The organism is Desulfobacterales bacterium (assembly GCA_029211065.1).
Lineage (GTDB): Bacteria > Desulfobacterota > Desulfobacteria > Desulfobacterales > JARGFK01 > JARGFK01.
Map to the genome: position 1 here is coordinate 1 of JARGFK010000091.1, position 19,021 is coordinate 19,021.

Below are 19,021 nucleotides of genomic sequence, written 5' to 3' on the forward strand. Positions count from 1 at the left end.
ACTGAGACACCAGCTGAGACGCGAGAACCCCCAGGAAGATGCCGATAATCCCGCCGATCAGGCTCAATACCAGCGCTTCCGTTAAAAACTGATAAAGAATATCCCGCTGCTGGGCGCCCACGGCCATGCGGATGCCGATTTCGCGGGTTCTTTCCGTAACGGAAACCAGCATGATGTTCATGATGCCGATCCCGACCACCAGCAAAGAGATGGAGGCGATGGCGCCCAGCAGGATCGTCATGACATTGGCGGATGATTCGGCCGTAGACATGGCTTCGGTTAAATTGCGAATTGAAAAGTCATCATCCTGATCGGAGCGGATTCGGTGGCGCTGCTGCAATAACCGGGTGATTTCCCGGCCACTTTCATAACATCCGAACCGGTGGCCCGACCATCATGACTCGCACCATACCGGATAAGCGAGAGCCGAAAAGGACCCGCTGCCCGTTTGTCAGAGGCACTTAAACGACTTCCTCGTGATCCTGTCCCCAGGTGGTTTGTCTTTTTGAAGCATGCATCCCAATGACGGTAAAAGGGAATTTATTGGTTCTGATAATTTGTCCGATGGGAACCATCACACCGAACAGGCTGTTTACCACCATTTGTTCTCTCTGGAACGGCCCTAATCGTAAGGTAGGTTCAAAAAAATCGAGTCCGAATTTATATGCCGATATGTCGCTGCGGGTTGGTTAATGGTTACATGAATTTTTTTGTAACCTTTCCAAAACGGCCGACGACTTAACGTTCAAAGCGAAATTATAAATAACAGCCGGGAATAAATACAGGAGGCAAGATGAATCAAAAAAAAACAATTGCAGGCGCAGTAGCCGGACTTTTGATTTTTATGATCGCATTCGCCGTAGAAGCCGGACCCATTGGATTCGGCCGGCCAGGCGCCGGAATGGATCCGGGTTTGGGCAGACTGCAGCTTTTTATGGAACTAAAACTAACGGAAGCTCAGCAGGCCGAAATGATGAATATTATAAACAGGTATCGGGTGGCGGGAGAACCCCTTCGATCGAATGTAACTGATGCGAGAAAGAATCTGCGGGCAATCATACAGTCAGACCTGTTCAATGAGGCGGCTGTCCGTCAGGCTTTTCGCCAGGTATCGGCACTTAGAGAAGACAGATTTGTATTAAGGGCGAAAATGATGGGTGAGCTGAACGCGCTGCTGACACCCGCGCAAAGGGAAGTGCTGAAAGATAAAAAAGCGTAACGGTTAGAGAAAATGAAGCATCGATTCGGCTCTCTTCCGGAAGAACGATCTTATTAGACACGAAACCGGATATTAGCTACATGTAATTATCAGATATCATAGGGCATAACGCCACTGAGCTTGGAAATACCAGAAGCAGCAGTCGATTTAGGGTCAGTTTTGCGTTGACGCTCCAAAGAGAGTCGCCTATAGCGTTCACATGCACAATGACACGTCCACGCCCAGTGACGCCGACATTGTCCGACAGGTTGTCGGCGGAAATGTCAATGCCTTTGAGATACTGTTAAATCGGCATCAAGCGCTTGTTTTGCGGGTTGTAAACAGACATTTGCCGAACCATGAGGTGGAAGAGACGATCCAGGATGTTTTCGTGCGGGCCAACCGATCGTTGCCGACGTTCAATGGAACCGGCGATTTTTCACACTGGCTGGCGTCCATTGCCGTGAGGACCTGTTATGATTATTGGCGCAAGGCATACCGCGCAAGGGAAATTCCCCTGAGCGAATTGACCGACAGGCATCAGCAGCGGCTTGAGAATGTGATGTCTGAACAGCGGGAAGAATTATCTGCGCCAAAAGGATACCGAAGCGAAGCCGGCGAAGTGCTCGACTGGGCTTTGGCAAGGCTGCCCGCGGAAGATAGAATGGTTCTTGCGTTGGTTTATTTTGAAGACCTTTCGGTGAAAGAAGCGGCGAAACTGTTGAGCTGGAGTGTTGCCAACGTAAAAATCCGGTCGTTTCGTGCCCGAAGGAAACTTGAAAAAACGCTCAAAAGTATGATTCTAAACCAGGGCGGGGGATGCAACCATGAAATCTCTTGAGTATCGGCTGGAAGTATTAAAGAAAATACTGCTCCAGCGGTATCATGAAAAAGAGAAGCTGGAATTAGATGTTCGGTGGCAGGCGAATGTGATGCGTCGTGTCAGGATTTTAGGTGCCTTGCAACTAAAACCGGACCCGCTGGTGCAGTTCGGGCAGTTTGCATGGCGGCTGACGCCGATCACCTGCCTGCTGATCATTGTGTCGGCGGCTGTATTGCTGAAATTTGATTTTACGCCGGATTTCAATGTGCTCATATCCTTTATCACGGATGCGGAAGAGGTCAGTCTGGTTCAGCTTTTGCCGCTCTAAGGTGATGAGATGAAAAAATGGAAAATGATAACAGGGATATTGCTGGTATTTGTACTCGGCGTGCTGCTGGGGTCACTGGGTACCGGATTTTATCATCAGTACCTTTTTGATCGTTTCAGAAAAAACCCCGGGGAAAGAAAGGCGTTCGTTCTGAATAAATTTTCTGAAAGACTCCGTTTGACGGAAGATCAGCAAAATGTTTTTAAAACCGTTATCGATCAAATGGACGGGCAGAGACGGACGCAAATACTGATGAACCGTTCCGAGCTCAAGAGAATAAGGGATGAAAGTTATATAGAGATGAAAAAAGTCCTGAACCCCGATCAGCAAAATGAATTTGATGAGTTAATCAGAGAGCTTCGAAAGCGCCGTAAATTTAAACCCCTGACGGACCGCCAAGAAAATAAACCGTAACCTCAATGAAGATTACCCTGCCTTGAACCGCAATAGCGAGTAAATTCCCCGCAGCGGCTCGACCCTGAGGCTCATGACCGAAGGGCTCGCCGCAAGCATTCGAATTCCGGACCAAATATAATTATTGACAAGCCGGGCGCTTTTCGTTAACCAAATATTCCTTAAAGGTTAACCAAAAGGTGATATCGTATGAAAAGGCAGATTTTAAAAGCACTTCGGAGGGATAATGGCATTGTTTCAGGCGAGGCATTGAGCCGGACTTTGGGCGTTTCACGGGTGTCGGTCTGGAAACATATCCGGAAACTGCAGGAATGCGGATACCCGATCGTCAGTACCGCCAAGGGCTATTGCCTCAATGGTTCTTTCGACGCCCTTTTTCCCTGGGAATTTTCCGGCCGGGAAGCCCATGTCCATTATTTCCCCGAGGCAACCTCCACAATGGAAATAGCCAAAGAGATGGCCCGCAAGGGCTCGCCCCACTTTACCATTGTAATTGCCGGCCGTCAGCAGCAGGGCCGCGGCCGCTTAAAACGGGTTTGGCTTTCGGCCGATGGCGGCCTATACTTTACCATGGTGCTGCGGCCGGGGGTACCCACCGCCCTTGCGCCGCGGATCAATTTCCTGGCATCGCTGGTCCTGGCGCAGACGCTGCGCCGCTTGTACAGCATCGATGCCAAAGTAAAATGGCCCAATGACATTCTAGTGGACGGCAAAAAAATTTCAGGCATGCTGTCGGAAATGGAAGCTGATTCCGATACGGCAACCTTCATCAATATCGGCATCGGGGTGAACGTCAACAACGACCCTTCCAACAGAGAACCGGGGGCTATTTCCTTAAAAAAGATTCACGGAAAGGCGTTTTCACGAAAAGCGTTGCTGACCGATTTTCTGGACGTGTTTGAAACCCGGCTGGAATCGCTGTCCCTTGATGCCGTGATCCCGGAATGGAAACGCCATACCCTGACACTGGGGCGATCGGTAAAGATCGTAACGACCCGGGAAACCGTCGAAGGGGTTGCGGAGGATGTGGATGATAACGGCGCTTTGCTGTTGCGGCTGCCGGACGGGTCCTTAAAAAAAATCGTTAGCGGCGATTGTTATCTGTAACTTATCGAGATCAAAGGAGTAAATTATTTCATGGATAATTCTGAGCAACTGCGCATGACAGTATACGCGTCGCTCCTGGCGGCGCTGACGGCAGCCGGCGCCTATTTGATCATTCCCATTGGTCCGGTGCCGATATCCCTTCAGACACTGTTTATTTATCTGACCGGGCTGCTTTTGGGAAGCCGCTGGGGATCGGCCAGCGTGGCCGTATATTTATTGGCCGGCTTCTGCGGGCTGCCGGTCTTTGCCGGCGGTACCGGCGGAATCGGACGGCTGGCGGGACCCACGGGCGGATATCTTTTCGGCTATCTGGCGGCCGTATTTGTTATCGGTCTGATTACGGAGAAAGCGTACCGGCACTGGATAATTGATGTGATCGCCATGGCGGTCGGCACCTTCATCATTTATTCCGCAGGCGTGGTCTGGCTTAAAACCGTAACGGGCATGACTTTCAATAAGGCTGTGACCGTGGGAATGCTCCCTTTTCTGGTGGGAGACAGCCTCAAGATCCTTGCTGCCGTTCCGATTACCAGGGTGGTTCGTCCGCTGCTCAACCCTGCAGTTGCATAAAATACATGACAAATTATAGAAAAAAGAATGATAACAAGGCATTTTAATAAATTTGGGTATGTTTTCCGAATAAACTTTTGGTGATATTTAAAACAAATAAAAAATTGTCATGTTTTTTACCCGAAGGGAAAGCCGAGGATACCCCATCTCCTTCGTTGCCAAGAGCTCGCAGTAAAATACTACGGCTTCGCCCTTGGACGCCTTGGATCTGGGGCATCCTCGACTTTTGCACCAACAGGGTCTATTTACGACAGGTGGGCGTTGAAACAAGATGATTGAAGCTGAAAATTTAAGCCATCGCTTTTCCAACGGAAAGCTGGGAATCGACCGCATCACGCTCTCCGTCGGCGAGGGTGAATTCGTGATTATTGCCGGGCCCAACGGGTCCGGCAAAACCACATTTATTCGTCATTTGAACGGGCTGATGAAGCCGACTGCCGGCAAGGTCCTGCTGGACGGCATGGATGTGGCCCGGGATGTTGTGCGGGCGCGGCAAATGGTGGGGATGGTGTTTCAGGATCCTGACAGCCAGATCGTGGGCGAAACCGTATATGACGATGTGGCTTTCGGGCCGGAAAATCTGTCCCTGGACCGCGCAGAAATCAACAAACGGGTGGAAACTTCATTGCAGTCGGTGGGCCTGACCCATCTGGCCCACCAGCGGCCGCATCTCCTATCGGGCGGCGAAAAACGCCGACTGGCCATCGCCGGGGTTCTGGCCATGCGGCCCAGGGTGGTCATTTTTGATGAACCTTTTTCCAGTCTCGATTACCCCGGTGTGCGGCAGGTGCTGGGGCGGATTGTTTCGCTGCATCAGTCCGGTCATACGATCCTGGTGACCACCCATGATCTGGAAAAGGTGATCGCCCATGCCGGGCGTCTCATTATTTTGGCAGACGGTAAAATCGTCCGGGACGGTCCGCCGGGAACAGTCATCAAGGATGCCGAGCAATTCGGTGTGAGAGCGCCCTGTGCTTCCCGTCTGGGTCTGGAGGTAAGCTCATGGCTGAACTGACCAGCTTCAGTTATCAGGTCGGCAGGTCCCTCGCACATGGTCTGGATGCCCGTTTCAAACTCCTGTTTCTGGTTTTGATCAGTCTGGCCAGTCTGAAGGCGGGTTTGTGGGCGCTGCTGTTTTTATGCGGCGGTCTGTGGTGGATTCTTTCGGACCTACGGTTGCCGCTGGTTGCCGTTTTAAGGGAACTGCGCTATTTTTTGTTTCTGCTCATTGTCGTGTTTGCCGCCCGTGCGTTGGCGACCCCGGGTGAAGCTGTTTTTACCAGCGCACTCATTACCATCACGCGGGAGGGGCTTGTGGACGGTGTGCTGGTTTGCTGGCGACTGTTGCTGATTGTTTTGCTGGGGCTCCTTTTAACGGCAACGACCCGTCCGTCGGAAATACGGGCAGCGGTTGAATGGATTTTAAAACCGATTCCGGCGGTCCCGGCAAAGCGGATTGGAACCATGATGGGCCTGATCATGCGGTTCATACCGGTGATCCTGAACCAAGTCAGGGAGACCGCCGAAGCCCAGCGGGCCAGAGGGGTTGAAAACAGGGAAAATCCGTTATACCGTCTCACAAAACTGGGCATTCCGCTGATCCGGCGAACCTTTGAAAACGCGGATCGTTTGATCACGGCCATGGAAGCACGATGTTACAGCGAGAATCGAACCGGCCCGGAACTGAAGTCCACCCCAAGAGACTGGATCGCCCTTTTGGTAATTATTGCCTTGGGTCTTTCGATGATTTTTATATAGACCGCAATCCAAAATCTCACCTCTTTATTTTCTTTACAGGGCATATGATTTATTAACAAAACAGGTTCCAATGCGTCCGAAATCATTGTTGCGTTTTGATGCAATTTCAGGATAGCGTCATTATTTGACAGGTCAACATAACTATAGTAATTTCAACTCATTTCTTATTGCTTAATCTAAAGGAGTTCAGCCCTTGAAAATTATCATTATAGGGGCCGGTGAGGTCGGTTTTCATATCGCCAACCGGCTGTCGGTTGAAAACAAGGATGTGATCGTCATTGATAAAGATCCGGAGGCGATTCGGCGCATATCCGACAGTTGCGATGTCCAGGTCATCACCGGTTCCGGCAGCACCCCGGTAGTATTGGAAGAAGCCGGCATTAAACAGGCTGAGATACTTCTGGCGGTAACCGACAGTGATGAGATTAACCTGATTGCCTGCCTTGTGGCCAACGTGATTTCGCCCGCTACCAAAAAGCTGGCCCGTATCCGAAATGCCGACTTTGATGCCTATCATGACACCTTCCGTGAAAAAGCCCCCCATATCGATACCATTATCAATCCGGAAACCGAAGTGGTCCGGACCATCGATCGGCTCATGAGCGTGCCCGGCGCAGCGGATGTGGAAGAGTTTGCCGACGGGCGCGTAAAATTTATCGGCGTTCAACTGGATAAGGGGTCGCCGCTGGACGGGGTCCGGCTGGCAGAACTTTCAATGAAAATCGGAAAAACCGCCCCTCTGATCGCGGCAATTGTCAGGGGGGCGGTCTTGACCATCCCCCGCGGTGATGACCGCCTGATGGCGGGGGACCTGGTGTACTTTGTTACCGAAGCGGAAAACCTGACGGATGCCCTGGCGATTTTTGAAAAGCAGGTTGAACCGGTCCGCCGGGTGATGATCGTGGGCGGGGGGCGTTTGGGGCTTCGGCTGTGTCACCTCCTCGAGGAGAAAAATATCTACACCAAAATAGTGGAAAAAAATCCCGACCGCTGTCTTGAACTTGCCAAACGCTTAAACAAGGTGGTGGTCCTCCGCGGCGACGGCTCCAACCAGGAGTTGCTCAAAGAAGAGGGCATTCGGGACATGGACCTGGTGGTGACGCTCACCGACGATGAAAAGACGAACATCTTGGCTTCCCTCCTGGCCAAACGTATGGGCGCCCGCAAGACCATTACCCGAATCACCAGTTTCAGCTACTTCGACCTGATGGAAACCATCGGCACCGATCAGGTCGTCAGCCCCAGGCTTTCAGCCATCAATACCATCTTAAAACACATCCGCCGCGGCAAAGTGCTTTCGGCGGTATCGCTGAAAGGCGAACAGGCTGAAATCTTAGAGACGGTTGCCCTGGAAACATCGGATATTGTCGGAAAACCCCTTAATAAAATTTCCTTTCCCAAAGGGGTGCTGATAACCGTTATCATTCGGGCGGACAGGGTCATCATCCCCTCCGGCAGCAGCATCATTGAACCCGGGGACCGGGTCATCATCTTTGCGTCCCGGCAGGCGGTTCCCAAGATCGAGAAGTTCATGGCAGTCAAGCTGGAGTACTTTTAATGCGCTGGCGCTACATCCTGAATATCATCGGCATACTGAACATTTTTCTGGGCTTTTCGATGGTATTCGCCCTCCTTTGGGGGGTGTATTATCAGGATGGGAGCGTTCAGCCGCTGACCAAATCCCTGATCATCACCCTCCTGAGCGGTTTGCTGGTCTACCTGTTTTCACGCAGCCCCAAAACGGATTATATCAGTCACAAAGAAGGCATGGCCATTGTGGCCATCGGCTGGATCGTGATCGGATTTTTCGGCGCCTTGCCGTTTTACATCGGCGGAACGTTCGATCTTTTTGTGGACGCCTATTTTGAATCCGTTTCCGGGTTTACCACCACCGGCTCCTCGGTCATGACCAACATCGAGAGTGTGGCCAAGGGCCTGCTGTTCTGGCGCAGCCTGATCCAGTGGCTCGGCGGGATGGGGATCATTGTCCTGTCGGTGGCGATTCTGCCCTTTTTAGGGGTGGGCGGCATGCAGCTTTATAAGGCCGAAGTGCCCAGCCCGGTCCCCGACAAGCTCAAACCTCGGGTCCGGGACACCGCCATGATTCTCTGGAAAGTATACGCCCTGATATCGGTTGCGCAGGTGATTTTATTGATGTTCGGAGGCATGGACCTGTTTGATTCGGTTTGCCACACCTTTACCACCATGCCCACCGGCGGGTTTTCACCTAAAAACGCGTCGGTTGCCCATTACAACAGCACCTATATCGATATGGTCATCAATTTTTTCATGCTGGCGGCGGGAATTAACTTTGCCCTGCACTACCAGTTTTTGAGGGGTAAACCGTTGGTTTTCTGGAAGGATTCGGAGTGCCGGTTTTTCCTTGTGACGGTCATGGTTGTAACGGCGATTGTAAGCTTCGATGTTTACGGTTCGGTCTATAAAACCATCGGCCAGGCCTTGCGCTACGGCTCTTTTCAGGTGATCTCAATCCTTACCACCACCGGTTATGCCACCGCCGATTATGAACAGTGGCCTGCTTTTTCACAGCTGGTTCTGCTCCTTTGCATGTTTATCGGCGCTTCGGCCGGTTCCACCGGCGGCGGAATGAAATGCCTGCGGGTGATGCTTTATCTGAAATACTGCTACCGGGAGCTGTTCTCCCTCATTCACCCCCATTCCGTTACCCAGATCAAGATACAGGGAAAGCCGGTTCCCGAGGACGTCATGCGCAGCGTTTTAGGGTTCATGGGTCTCTATACGGGGTTGTTTGCAGTGTCAGCCGTGCTGCTGGCGTGGCTGGGGGTTGACCTGGTGACGTCCATCGCCGCCGTTGCAGCCGCTTTGGGAAATATCGGTCCGGGGCTGGGGATGGTGGGGCCGGTGGACAACTTTGCCCAGATTCCCTACATGGGAAAATGGCTGCTGGTATGGTGCATGCTGCTGGGAAGACTTGAAATTTACACGGTTATTATTCTGCTGGTGCCGGAGTTCTGGCGAAAATAATCAAATTGTTTGCAATTTTTATTGACAACCGTTAAATATATCGTTAGTTAAAAAAACTTTTGGAGGGGCCGTTAACTCAGTCGGTAGAGTATCTGCCTTTTAAGCAGAGAGTCGCGCGTTCGAGTCGCGCACGGCCCACCAGCAATAAATGTCCCCATCGTCTAGCCTGGTCCAGGACACCGGCCTTTCACGCCGGCAACAGGGGTTCAAATCCCCTTGGGGACGCCACAATAAAATTAAGGGGTATCGGTCTTATCCGGTGCCCCTTTTTTGTTTGTCACTGAAAGTTGGTGTTTATTTTTTTACGCCATTCTATGTCGGATAATTTGAATGGTATAATCCGTTTAGGGCGTTTTTTTCTTGACAGTCGTTTTTATCAGGTATATTTAATTAACAAAAAGGTTAATTAAGTATATCTGATGAAACTCCAGGAATTGAGAAATTTAAGCGAATTGTATTTCGGGTATGAGGAGTTAGCCAAAGTCCTCGGCATCAATAATGCCTCGGCCCGGGTGGCTGCCAGCCGTTATGTAAAAAAAGGGCTGTTGGTGCGACTAAAAAGAAATTTGTATGTTCTGCGGGAAGTATGGGATGCTGCCGGATGGGAAGAAAAATATTCCCTGGCAAATCTTGGACAGACCCCCTCATATATCTCTCTCATGACTGCTCTGGAATACTATGCAATCACGACCCAGGTGCAAAGGGGTTTGATTGAATCGATTGCTGTTAAACGAACAAAAGAAATCAGTTTGAATGGTAGCGTTTTTAAATATACAAAGGTTGGAGTCGGTCTGTATTTCGGATTTAAGCGAGAGAAGGGTTTCTTTATAGCGGTGCCGGAGAAGGCACTGCTGGATGCATTTTACCTGATATCATATGGTCGTTATGCGCTTGATATTTCAGCACTGGATACCGAAAAACTTGACAGTGTCACTCTCGAACGGCTGAGCAGAAAATTTCCTTTGAAAACTCAAAACATGTTAAAAAAATATGGATATCTTAAGGCAGCATGAAGTTTTTGAAATAGAAGTCCTGGACAAAATGAACAGTGCAAAGGCGCTTGAGCCGCTTGTCTTCGGAGGCGGGTCAATGCTGAGGCTATGCCATGAGCTGAACCGCTATTCAGTCGATCTCGATTTCTGGTTTATCAAAACCATATCCCAAAAAGGTTATTTTAACAGAATCCGGCAGGCGCTTGAAAAAGATTATGAAATCACAGACTCACAGATAAAGCTAAACACGCTGTTGTTTGAACTTCGTTCCGTCAATTATCCCAAAAGGCTGAAAATCGAGATACGAAGAAAAATAAAGCCCTGCGATTTTCAAAAGAAAATCGCCTTTACTAAATTCAGTAACCGGCAGGTCGTTCTCAACGCTCATACGTTGGAACAGACGATGGAAAACAAAATCGAAGCTTTTCTGAACCGGGGCGAGATCAGGGACTGTTTTGACATTGAGTTCCTGCTCCGGAGGGGGGTGAAACTGCCGGAAGGGATTGCGGGGCAATCAAAAGCATTATTCCAAAGACTGTCGCGGCTGAAAGAAAATGATTTTAAGGTCAAACTGGGATCTATTTTGGAGAGAGACGCCCGGGACTATTATGTTCAGGACCGTTTCAGTTATCTTGAGGAAAAACTGATTTTAGCAATACCAAAACCTTAAATCGAAGAGGTTACTTGTGGCCGGACCCAAGCGGAAAAAAAGGAAGAAAGACGAACAAACCGGGAAGTTGCGCATCGCCGACCACTGGAATGCCATCAGCATCATCGCCAGTTCACAGGCCAATCCGCTCAAGGCGGTGGCCGAGTTTGTGGAAAACAGCATCGATGCCCGCGCCAGGCAGGTCATCATTATGCGGGGAAAGAAAAAGGGCGAATTCTACCTTAAAGTCAGCGACGACGGGGACGGCATTTCCCGGGACGAACAGGGGAGGCCCGATTTTCGGCGCGTGGCCACGCATATCTGTGATTCCATCAAGCGGCAGATTAAAGCTGAGGGCGCAGAGGGGATCCAGGGTGAATTCGGCATCGGTCTTCTCAGCTTCTGGACGGTGGGCCATAACCTCAGCATCACCTGTTGCGGGGCGGATGGAAATACCTACGAAATGACCATGGCCAAGGATTCGCCTGATTTTTTGGTTCTAAAGAAACGGGTATTGATTCCCTTTAAAGGGACCGACCTGTTGATATATCCCCTGTTGCCGGGTCTGCGCTCCCTGACGGGGGAAAGGATCCAACGCTATCTTGCGTCCGAGCTCCGCGACCGGATCAGGGAATCGGGCGTAACGGTCAAGGTTGTGGATCGGACCGGCCGGTCAGAGTACGTGGTGGTCCCGCGGCAGTTCAGCGGGCGATTGCTCCACGACCTGAAACCGGCCGATACGCCGATGGGTGACATCGATCTGGAACTGTATTTGGGCGACCCCGGATCCGACAACCGGATCGGATTGTATCGGCGCGGCACGCGCGTGTTGCCTTCGATTACCGAGATCGACCATTTTCAGAAAGAGCCTTGGACGGCAGGGTATCTGCAGGGAATTGTGGATGCGCCGTTCCTGAATCTGACGCCCGGGACGCGTCATGGCATCATCCGGGATGACCGGTTTGACGCTTTCTGTCGGATGCTGGAACCGGTTGAAGCGCAGCTTCAGCAGATCATCGCAGAGCAGCGCAAGGCCGAAGAAGAGCGTTCCAGTCGCCAGATCCTGCGTAAGGTGCAGCGTGCCTTGAAGGAAGCGTTTCTGCGTCTGCCCCAGGAGGAATATGACTGGTTCGATATCCATGGCGGCAAAACGCAAAAGAAAAAAGAAACACTTTTTACCAGCGGGCCGGTGGGCGGTGCTGTCCGCAATGAAAACGGTCGGGCAGAGGGAACACCCGAGTCATCCTCCGATTTTGACGGCAACGAGGGAGAGCAGAAAGAATTCTTTGAATTTGCCGGGCCGTTGTTCAGTGTGCTGATCTCTCCCAAGTCGAGCGTGGTTCCGGTTGAAAAAAGCCGAAAATTCCGGGCGGTGTGCCGGGATCGCTCTCGTCGGACCGTATGGCAGGATCTGAACTATCACTGGGAAATTACGGACGGTGAGGGGCGACTTGAAGGCGATGATGGGGAGTCAGTTGTTTTTACAGCGCCCCCGGAACCGGGCCTGACCACTGTGAGGGTCAGTGTTCGCCAGGGAGAGACGGAATGCATTGATGAAGCGTTGATTACCGTTACGGATTCACTTTTGGACAAATCGTCCGGAGCTGAGGGTTCGCGCAAAGGGCTGCCCGGATATACCTACCGCCGGGCGCCGGGGGAAATGTGGCGCTCACGGTTCGAAGCGGATAAGAACGTGGTCGTCATTAATAATGGGCACAGAGACTTCGTGTACGCCGGTAAGCAGAAAGTCCGTAAGCTGCGCTACATCTGCCGCCTGTTCTGCAAGGAACTGGTTCGTCACAATTTTCCCGGGCTGCCGACAGACGAAATCCTTGAGCGCATGATCGAGCTGTCCCTGTATACGGAAGAGCATCTGAAGTGATGGATAAATCAAACAAAAAAACAGTGCTGGTGATTGAAGACGACCCGAACACGGCTGCTCTGATTGCGCTCTATCTTGAGAGGGAAGGTTTCAAACCCGTAACTGCGGTGGATGGCGCTGAAGGCTTGGCCCTGGCCGGGCAGACCGGAAGCGGATAGGCCGCGTCCTGCGAACCCTGACCGACAACGCCGTCCGCTATACACCGACGAAGGGTATGCTGGATATTCAGATCGAAGCCGATCCCCGGCAAGACCGGGTCGAGTATCGTAATGACGCTGAAGATCTGAACAGCAAGGCTCTCCCCTACATTTCTTTATAGTTTCTTTACACCTCCTTTAATCCGCTGTCTTATTTTTCAATCAGGCAAACCTTGATGGTCTCGTAAAAAGTCGAAAATGCGCCTTTATCGTCATTCCCGCGAAGGCGGGAATCCAGTGATTTCAAATGGTTCTGGATGCCTGCCTTCGCAGGCATGACGGGATTTGGGACTTTTTACGAATGTGTCAACCTTAAGACCTGAATTTTTTCCGAACCCTTTTGTATTCAGAAAGAAAACAGATTCCCATTAATTTAGATGCAAGATTCAGGTTAGAGGTTTTCAATTGGAACTAAATGATTATCTTTTAAACCCAGGGCAAAACAATGGAGGTGACATATGAGAACATTAAAAATTGCAATGCTTATTCTGGCAGTAGCCCTTTTGGGCTATTACCCGGTTAAAAGCATGGATAATAAAATGGAGGGAAAGATGGACGAAAAATCCCGAAATACGAAGGAAGCGGTTTTTGCCGGCGGTTGTTTCTGGTGCACGGAATCGGATTTTGAAAAAGTCGACGGTGTCAGTGAGGTCATATCGGGGTACACCGGCGGGAACTTGACGAATCCGACCTATAATCAGGTTTCAGCAGGCGGTACCGGCCATATCGAAGCCGTAAAAGTCATTTACGATCCTGAAAAGATTAGTTATGAGAAGCTGCTGGAGATTTTCTGGCGGCATGTGGACCCCACGGACGCGGGCGGCCAGTTTGTGGATAGGGGCTCCCAATATCGAAGCGCCATATTTTATGCAACCGAAGAAGAGCGTCAACTGGCCGAGGCCTCCAAGAAAAAACTGGCGGCTGCAGGGCCCTTTAAAAAACCGATTGACACCGATATCCTCCGGCTCGGGCCGTTTTATAAGGCTGAAGCATATCACCAGGATTATTACAGAAACAACCCGATCCGCTACAACTGGTACCGCTCCGGTTCCGGACGAGACCAGTTCCTGAAAGAGGCCTGGGCGAATACGGATGAAGGTATGAAGACAAAAGCAATGGAGGCGAAGCCTACCAGCAGCATGAAGGATACGGGCAAGAGCGGTAAGGCAATGGAACCCATGGAAAAAGATATGGGCGGCGGTATGAAAAATGATATGAATACGGATATGAAAAAGAGCGGGATGACGCCCTCAAGTACTGGGCCCATGTATGTGATTCCAGATGAAAAGGAACTTCGCAAGCGCCTGACGCCCATGCAGTATAAGGTCACCCGCCAGGAGGGCACCGAGCCCCCCTTTAGAAACGAATACTGGGACAATCACAAAGAGGGCATTTACGTCGACATCATATCAGGGGAGCCGCTTTTCAGTTCCACTGACAAGTTCGAGTCCGGAACCGGGTGGCCGAGTTTTACCCGACCGCTGGAACCGGATAATATCGTTGAGAGAAGCGACAGCGCCTTTTTCATGGTTCGCACCGAAGTGCGCAGCAAGCACGCGGACTCGCATCTGGGCCACGTTTTCGACGACGGGCCTAAACCCACGGGGCTGCGTTACTGCATCAACTCGGCCGCACTGCGGTTTATCCCCAAGGCTGCTGGAGCTCGCCAAAGCCGTGACTGACGCCGAAGCCGCTTCCCTGATGCTCTATAATGCTGAACGGAACGTTTTGGAGTTCGCGTCTGTTAAAGACGAGGTCATCGGCGAATCAGGCGGGGACACGCTGAAGGCGGCGGTTGAACTCAAGATGGGAGAAGGGATTGCCGGATGGGTGGCTGTAAAGCAAAAGCCCCTGATCATTGATGACGTTCAGCATGATCCACGGTTTTTTAAAGAAGCCGACAAACAGACCGGCTTTTTGACCAGAAATTTAATTAGTGTGCCGATGGCTTATAAGGAAGAACTTCTCGGCGTAATCAATGTGCTCAACTCCAAGGAAAAATTAAGTTTTGATATTGAAGACAGGGAACTGCTGGAAAGTTTTGCGCACCTGGCGGCGGTGGCGATCATCCGCTCCAGGCTTCTTGAGGTTAAGCTGGCGCAACAGAAAATGGAGATTCAGCTGGGTGCGGCGGCCAAAATTCAGGCCCTGTTTTGGCCCGAACTGCCCAAACTTCCCTCCGGCAGTCACGCGTGGGGTGTATCTTTGCCGGCCGCATTTGTGGGTGGGGATTTATATGACTTTATCCCAATGAACGATAGCAGCTGGATGTTGTATGTGGCCGATGTTTCAGACAAGGGGTTACCTGCTGCGCTCATTATGGTGGCATTATGGTCGAGGATACGGGCTGAAGCACTTTTGCATGAAGATGTGGACAAACTCCTTGAAGCTGTCAACGACGGAATGTACAACCTCATGGCCGAGGAAGGTTTTTTTGCTACCATCATTCTGGGTAGATACTGGCCGGGCTCCGGAAGGCTTCAGCTTGTGCGGGGAGGTCACCTGCACCCCTTGTGGATGAATAAAGATGGGCTGCGAAGCCTTCAGGATATGAAGGGGCTGTCATTGGGGGTTATCCCTAAGATGACCTATGAGAAGAAAGAGATTATGTTGTCCCCCGGCGAAGCGGTTCTTTTTTTAACCGACGGGGTGACCGAAGCGGAAAATGAACAGTCTGAATTGTTCGGCAATGGCCGCCTGATGGACCATATCCGCAAAACAGCTGGCCCGCCATGGGGCAAAGGTCTGCTGGACGCAGTCATTTCCTGGCGTGGTGCATCATCCGCAAACGACGATGTTACTTTGCTCGAAATTTGGCGCGATTCGGAATAAAATTTATTCTTCCAGGGTGCAGGCCCGTCCTTTTAAATTGAAGAAAAACTTAAGCCCCTTCTGGACTTTTTCCGAAAAAATTTTGGTGCTAAAAAAGCTCCCGGCAACGCGTTTGTTGATTTCCGCGATGGTGGGGTAGGGATGGATGGCGCCGGCCAGGGTGGCAAGTTTGACCCTGCCGTTTAAAATGGCTACCCACTCGCTGATGAGATCGCCGGCATGGGGTCCCAGGATCTGGATGCCGATGGGTTTTTCTTTTTTATCCAGCAGCATCTTGACCTTGCCCACCGGCTCGCCTTCGGCCAGGCTGCGGTCATTGTCTTTGAATGCTTCGGTCCAGACGCTGTATTCAATGCCGGCGGCCCTGGCTGTTTTTTCGTTCATGCCGATGCTGGCCAGTTCCGGCTGCGAGTACGTGCACCACGGCAGATAGGTGTAGTTTGCTTTGCGCGGAAGCCGGAAGATGGCATTGCTGACCACGATGCCGCCTTCGTACCCGGCGGCGTGGGTAAACTGATAGCCGCCGTTGACATCCCCGGCGGCAAAGATGTGTTTTTGGCTGGTGCGCAAACGGTTATCCACCACAATTCCCCGGTCGCCTATTTCAACCCCGATACTTTCCAGACCCAGCCCATCGACATTGGCTGACCTTCCCAGGGCCACCAGGATCATTTCCGCCTCAAGGCGACTGACCCGGCCGGTTTTATCTTTAATGACGACTTCTTTCCGGTTGCCCAGATCCTTGATTTCTTCGATGGTTGAGTCCAGATGGAAGACGACCCCTTCGGATTTGAGCACTTCCAGAACGGCGTCGGCCATATCCTTGTCTTCCTTGCCCAGAATCTGATCGCCGCGGTTCACCACCGTCACTTTTGTTCCCAGACGGCAAAAGGCCTGGGACATTTCCGTGCTGATGGGGCCGCCGCCCAGGATGATCATGGATTCCGGCAGATGATCCAGAGAGAAGATTTCGCGGTTGGTAATGAAAGGCGTTTGCTCCAGACCCTTGAGGGGCGGTATGCCGGCAGAAGAGCCGGTGGCAATGACCCACTTGCCGGCGGAATAGGTTTTGCCGTTCAATTTGATGGCATGTTCGTCGGTAAACGCGGCTTCGCCGAATTCCACCCGGGCGCCCAACCTGCAAAACCGTTCCTCGGAATCATGCTTTTGAATAACATTGATGACCGATCGGATCCTTTCGGCAACCGCCTTGAAATCCACCGGCGGCACATCCACCGGCGGCAGACCGAATCTGGCTGCGTGTTTCATCTGGTGATAAACCTCGGCGGTTTTGATAAGGGTTTTGCTGGGGACACAGCCGAAATGAAGGCAGTCGCCGCCCAGTACCGCTTCTTTTTCCACCAATAGGGTTTTAGCGCCCAGCTGGGCGGCCCCCGAGGCAACCGTCAAGCCGGCGGCGCCGCCGCCGATAATACCGATATCGTAATCGTATGTGGCCATGATGTTCTCCTTTTCATTTGTAAACCCCCGATTGGGTTGTTACCCTAAACATAAATCATTTGGTCATTTTTACAACACCGAATGAAATGCTCACGAATTTTTTGCCGGCAACCTGCAGTTTGCCCTGCTGTTGACAACATGTATTGCGGACTTAAATTCATAAAAGCCATTTAAAAACCTCATTTGAGGTCTGATGGAAGCGTTGTCCAGCTTATAAGCGGGACGCCTTGATTACAAGCCTGATCTGAGTTTTTGACATGGCTTTAGACAAATTTAAACTCACGGGGGAGATACAGATGAAATTTACATTTGCACACAACAACATTAACGTCCTGAATCTGGAGAAAAGTCTGGATTTTTATAAAAAAGCCCTTGGTCTGGTTGAAACTCGCCGTAAGGAAGGTCCGGAAGGCAAGTTTACCCTGGTTTTTCTGGGCGACGGGACGACAACCCACAACCTGGAGCTCACCTGGCTGAAAGACCGGACCGAGCCCTATAACTTGGGGGATAATGAAATCCACCTTGCATTTAAAGCCAGTGACTATGCGGCCGCCCATGCACGCCACAAGGAAATGGGCTGCATTTGTTTTGAAAATGAAAAAATGGGCATCTATTTCATCGAGGATCCGGACGGGTATTGGGTGGAGATCGTTCCGGAAAAAAGGTGATAATTTTTCAACACAGGGGGATACGCCATGAAAGAAAAACGAAATCCACATTTAAAAGTGCAGGAACTGTGTGACTGCTATGCAACCACGGATCCGCTTAAGGAAATGTCGGCCCTTAAAAAGGATGCTGACGGGGATGAAGCTGCGTTAAAGTGGCTGGCCTTGTCGGCGCTCCACGGCATCAATGCCAATGCCAAAAAAATCACGATTCAGAAATCAACCGATGGTACGGTGACGGTAAACGCAAAGTACCGGCGGGCGGAACTGCCATCACCGGGGAAAGCGGTGGGTGAGAAAATTTTCAAGGCCATGCGGGAAATTACTCATATTGAAGGGGATAAAGGCAAGACCCCGCTGTCTCTGGGTATTCGTGGAAACAGCATTGATCTTAATGTCAAAATAAAAAAAGATAAAGACGGCGAGAAGGTGACCATCAAATTTCCAAAATAGCCAATGGCAAAGCAGGCGGATAAAACCCGCCTGCTTTTTAGATCGGACTGAAACCCAAAAAAAGTACGGGCACCCGGCTGAAGGGACTCCCCCGCGGCAACGGGGAAAATTTAGAGGAAAGGATTGAATATAAAGCCGGTTCAGTTGGGTGCGTTATATACCCGCCTTTTGAAACAGCTCGGAAATTTTTACATCATTGACTGCATCCGAAAAAATTTCACCCAGTACTTTTTCGGCTTCACTGCGGCCGACGGTTTTAAGCCGTTCAGCCGCAGCGGCAACGCTTTGAGTGGCCACACGGCCCGGTTCCCTGGTTAATTGGGTTTCAAAATTGATGCGGGCCATCCATTTTCTATCCTTCAGATCCAGAAAAAAATCCTTCAGGATGATTTCCATGACCGGCTGGTTGTCGGCCCGTTCAGCTGCCACTTCAACTCCTATAGAATTCAGCCGCCTTTTAAAGGCCTCCTTAAAAAGAGAAGCGGCATCATAACTGCCCACCAGGTTGTCTTGTTGCGCACCGGTCAGTGTCAGGGAAAAAATACCGGTAAAGTATTTAAATTCAGCATGTGCGGATGGTGATAAAAAGGCTTTTTCCGCCCGTGCATCCTTATATTCCAGAAAAACTTTTTGACCGGTTAATTTATCCGGTGAGCTGGGAAGCTGATAATTGACATTGATGTATG

At 51.0% G+C, this 19,021-nt stretch carries 22 protein-coding genes and 2 tRNA genes; 20 read left to right on the top strand and 4 right to left on the bottom strand.

Annotation, left to right across the window (positions count from 1 at the left end; genetic code table 11):
• Together P1P89_17085 and P1P89_17090 are read right to left on the bottom strand one after the other, a co-directional pair.
• On the bottom strand, nucleotides 1-340 hold a 340-nt coding region (locus tag P1P89_17085; GenBank protein ID MDF1593232.1), incomplete at its 3' end, for an FtsX-like permease family protein.
• Nucleotides 341-461: 121 nt separating this feature from the next.
• Complete coding sequence (locus P1P89_17090) at nucleotides 462-602, bottom strand: ABC transporter permease (protein MDF1593233.1); 141 nt, start codon at nucleotides 600-602, stop codon at nucleotides 462-464.
• A 191-nt stretch (nucleotides 603-793) separates the two neighbouring features.
• On the opposite strand from P1P89_17090, the gene P1P89_17095 reads away from it, so the two are divergent.
• From P1P89_17095 to P1P89_17180, 18 genes are all read left to right on the top strand, one after another.
• A complete protein-coding gene (locus P1P89_17095) occupies nucleotides 794-1,219 on the top strand; it encodes a Spy/CpxP family protein refolding chaperone (GenBank protein ID MDF1593234.1) in 426 nt (141 codons plus the stop codon).
• A 199-nt stretch (nucleotides 1,220-1,418) separates the two neighbouring features.
• The gene (locus P1P89_17100) at nucleotides 1,419-2,039 is read left to right on the top strand and encodes a sigma-70 family RNA polymerase sigma factor (protein MDF1593235.1); all 621 of its coding nucleotides are present in this window, start codon (nucleotides 1,419-1,421) and stop codon (nucleotides 2,037-2,039) included.
• Complete coding sequence (locus tag P1P89_17105) at nucleotides 2,026-2,349, top strand: hypothetical protein (protein ID MDF1593236.1); 324 nt, start codon at nucleotides 2,026-2,028, stop codon at nucleotides 2,347-2,349. The genes P1P89_17100 and P1P89_17105 overlap by 14 nt, the downstream gene beginning before the upstream one ends.
• A gap of 9 nt (nucleotides 2,350-2,358) precedes the next feature.
• A complete protein-coding gene (locus P1P89_17110) occupies nucleotides 2,359-2,763 on the top strand; it encodes a hypothetical protein (GenBank protein MDF1593237.1) in 405 nt (134 codons plus the stop codon).
• A gap of 189 nt (nucleotides 2,764-2,952) precedes the next feature.
• Nucleotides 2,953-3,870 carry a biotin--[acetyl-CoA-carboxylase] ligase gene (locus P1P89_17115; protein ID MDF1593238.1) on the top strand — a complete coding sequence of 306 codons (918 nt, stop codon included), beginning with the start codon at nucleotides 2,953-2,955 and terminating at the stop codon, nucleotides 3,868-3,870.
• A 30-nt stretch (nucleotides 3,871-3,900) separates the two neighbouring features.
• Nucleotides 3,901-4,440, top strand: a complete 540-nt coding sequence (locus P1P89_17120; GenBank protein ID MDF1593239.1) for a biotin transporter BioY — start codon at nucleotides 3,901-3,903, stop codon at nucleotides 4,438-4,440.
• 271 nt (nucleotides 4,441-4,711) lie between these two features.
• The gene (locus P1P89_17125; protein MDF1593240.1) at nucleotides 4,712-5,455 is read left to right on the top strand and encodes an energy-coupling factor ABC transporter ATP-binding protein; all 744 of its coding nucleotides are present in this window, start codon (nucleotides 4,712-4,714) and stop codon (nucleotides 5,453-5,455) included.
• Nucleotides 5,443-6,198: an energy-coupling factor transporter transmembrane component T gene (locus P1P89_17130; GenBank protein ID MDF1593241.1), complete on the top strand. Its 756-nt coding sequence runs from the start codon at nucleotides 5,443-5,445 to the stop codon at nucleotides 6,196-6,198. Before P1P89_17125 ends, P1P89_17130 begins: the two co-directional genes overlap by 13 nt.
• Nucleotides 6,199-6,391: 193 nt before the next feature.
• A complete protein-coding gene (gene trkA, locus P1P89_17135) occupies nucleotides 6,392-7,756 on the top strand; it encodes a Trk system potassium transporter TrkA (protein MDF1593242.1) in 1,365 nt (454 codons plus the stop codon).
• Entirely contained in the window at nucleotides 7,756-9,204 is a 1,449-nt protein-coding gene (locus P1P89_17140) for a TrkH family potassium uptake protein (GenBank protein MDF1593243.1), read from the top strand. The genes trkA and P1P89_17140 overlap by 1 nt, the downstream gene beginning before the upstream one ends.
• 65 nt (nucleotides 9,205-9,269) lie before the next feature.
• Nucleotides 9,270-9,345, top strand: a tRNA-Lys gene (locus P1P89_17145).
• Nucleotides 9,346-9,354: 9 nt separating this feature from the next.
• Nucleotides 9,355-9,432, top strand: a tRNA-Glu gene (locus P1P89_17150).
• Between the two features lie 224 nt (nucleotides 9,433-9,656).
• Nucleotides 9,657-10,217 (top strand): hypothetical protein, encoded by a 561-nt coding sequence (locus P1P89_17155; GenBank protein MDF1593244.1) that lies wholly within the window; start codon nucleotides 9,657-9,659, stop codon nucleotides 10,215-10,217.
• Nucleotides 10,195-10,866: a nucleotidyl transferase AbiEii/AbiGii toxin family protein gene (locus P1P89_17160; GenBank protein MDF1593245.1), complete on the top strand. Its 672-nt coding sequence runs from the start codon at nucleotides 10,195-10,197 to the stop codon at nucleotides 10,864-10,866. The genes P1P89_17155 and P1P89_17160 overlap by 23 nt, the downstream gene beginning before the upstream one ends.
• Before the next feature lie 16 nt (nucleotides 10,867-10,882).
• Entirely contained in the window at nucleotides 10,883-12,727 is a 1,845-nt protein-coding gene (locus tag P1P89_17165; GenBank protein ID MDF1593246.1) for an ATP-binding protein, read from the top strand.
• Nucleotides 12,727-12,885, top strand: coding sequence for a hypothetical protein (locus tag P1P89_17170; GenBank protein MDF1593247.1), 159 nt, complete (start codon nucleotides 12,727-12,729; stop codon nucleotides 12,883-12,885). The genes P1P89_17165 and P1P89_17170 overlap by 1 nt, the downstream gene beginning before the upstream one ends.
• 497 nt (nucleotides 12,886-13,382) lie before the next feature.
• On the top strand, nucleotides 13,383-14,606 hold the full coding sequence (gene msrB / locus P1P89_17175; protein ID MDF1593248.1) for a peptide-methionine (R)-S-oxide reductase MsrB: 1,224 nt from the start codon (nucleotides 13,383-13,385) through the stop codon (nucleotides 14,604-14,606).
• On the top strand, nucleotides 14,599-15,756 hold the full coding sequence (locus P1P89_17180) for a SpoIIE family protein phosphatase (GenBank protein ID MDF1593249.1): 1,158 nt from the start codon (nucleotides 14,599-14,601) through the stop codon (nucleotides 15,754-15,756). Before msrB ends, P1P89_17180 begins: the two co-directional genes overlap by 8 nt.
• A gap of 3 nt (nucleotides 15,757-15,759) precedes the next feature.
• Here the strand turns inward: P1P89_17180 and P1P89_17185 are convergent, their stop codons facing one another.
• Nucleotides 15,760-17,217 carry an FAD-dependent oxidoreductase gene (locus P1P89_17185; protein ID MDF1593250.1) on the bottom strand — a complete coding sequence of 486 codons (1,458 nt, stop codon included), beginning with the start codon at nucleotides 17,215-17,217 and terminating at the stop codon, nucleotides 15,760-15,762.
• Nucleotides 17,218-17,513: 296 nt separating this feature from the next.
• Between P1P89_17185 and P1P89_17190 the strand changes: the two genes are divergently transcribed.
• Nucleotides 17,514-17,885: a VOC family protein gene (locus P1P89_17190; GenBank protein ID MDF1593251.1), complete on the top strand. Its 372-nt coding sequence runs from the start codon at nucleotides 17,514-17,516 to the stop codon at nucleotides 17,883-17,885.
• 27 nt (nucleotides 17,886-17,912) lie between these two features.
• The gene (locus P1P89_17195; protein MDF1593252.1) at nucleotides 17,913-18,335 is read left to right on the top strand and encodes a hypothetical protein; all 423 of its coding nucleotides are present in this window, start codon (nucleotides 17,913-17,915) and stop codon (nucleotides 18,333-18,335) included.
• A 153-nt stretch (nucleotides 18,336-18,488) separates the two neighbouring features.
• Here P1P89_17195 and P1P89_17200 read toward each other — a convergent pair.
• Nucleotides 18,489-19,021: hypothetical protein (locus P1P89_17200; protein MDF1593253.1), on the bottom strand; the 533-nt coding region annotated here is incomplete at its 5' end.

Coding starts and splice junctions, on each gene's coding strand:
- P1P89_17130 (MDF1593241.1), top strand. CDS start 5,443: ATGGCTGAACTGACCAGCTTCAGTTATCAGGTCGGCAGGTCCCTCGCA.
- P1P89_17120 (MDF1593239.1), top strand. CDS start 3,901: ATGGATAATTCTGAGCAACTGCGCATGACAGTATACGCGTCGCTCCTG.
- P1P89_17110 (MDF1593237.1), top strand. CDS start 2,359: ATGAAAAAATGGAAAATGATAACAGGGATATTGCTGGTATTTGTACTC.
- P1P89_17140 (MDF1593243.1), top strand. CDS start 7,756: ATGCGCTGGCGCTACATCCTGAATATCATCGGCATACTGAACATTTTT.
- msrB (MDF1593248.1), top strand. CDS start 13,383: ATGAGAACATTAAAAATTGCAATGCTTATTCTGGCAGTAGCCCTTTTG.
- P1P89_17090 (MDF1593233.1), bottom strand. CDS start 602: ATGGTGGTAAACAGCCTGTTCGGTGTGATGGTTCCCATCGGACAAATT.
- P1P89_17160 (MDF1593245.1), top strand. CDS start 10,195: ATGGATATCTTAAGGCAGCATGAAGTTTTTGAAATAGAAGTCCTGGAC.
- P1P89_17105 (MDF1593236.1), top strand. CDS start 2,026: ATGAAATCTCTTGAGTATCGGCTGGAAGTATTAAAGAAAATACTGCTC.
- P1P89_17125 (MDF1593240.1), top strand. CDS start 4,712: ATGATTGAAGCTGAAAATTTAAGCCATCGCTTTTCCAACGGAAAGCTG.
- P1P89_17170 (MDF1593247.1), top strand. CDS start 12,727: ATGGATAAATCAAACAAAAAAACAGTGCTGGTGATTGAAGACGACCCG.
- P1P89_17185 (MDF1593250.1), bottom strand. CDS start 17,217: ATGGCCACATACGATTACGATATCGGTATTATCGGCGGCGGCGCCGCC.
- P1P89_17190 (MDF1593251.1), top strand. CDS start 17,514: ATGAAATTTACATTTGCACACAACAACATTAACGTCCTGAATCTGGAG.
- P1P89_17115 (MDF1593238.1), top strand. CDS start 2,953: ATGAAAAGGCAGATTTTAAAAGCACTTCGGAGGGATAATGGCATTGTT.
- P1P89_17100 (MDF1593235.1), top strand. CDS start 1,419: ATGCACAATGACACGTCCACGCCCAGTGACGCCGACATTGTCCGACAG.
- P1P89_17195 (MDF1593252.1), top strand. CDS start 17,913: ATGAAAGAAAAACGAAATCCACATTTAAAAGTGCAGGAACTGTGTGAC.
- P1P89_17095 (MDF1593234.1), top strand. CDS start 794: ATGAATCAAAAAAAAACAATTGCAGGCGCAGTAGCCGGACTTTTGATT.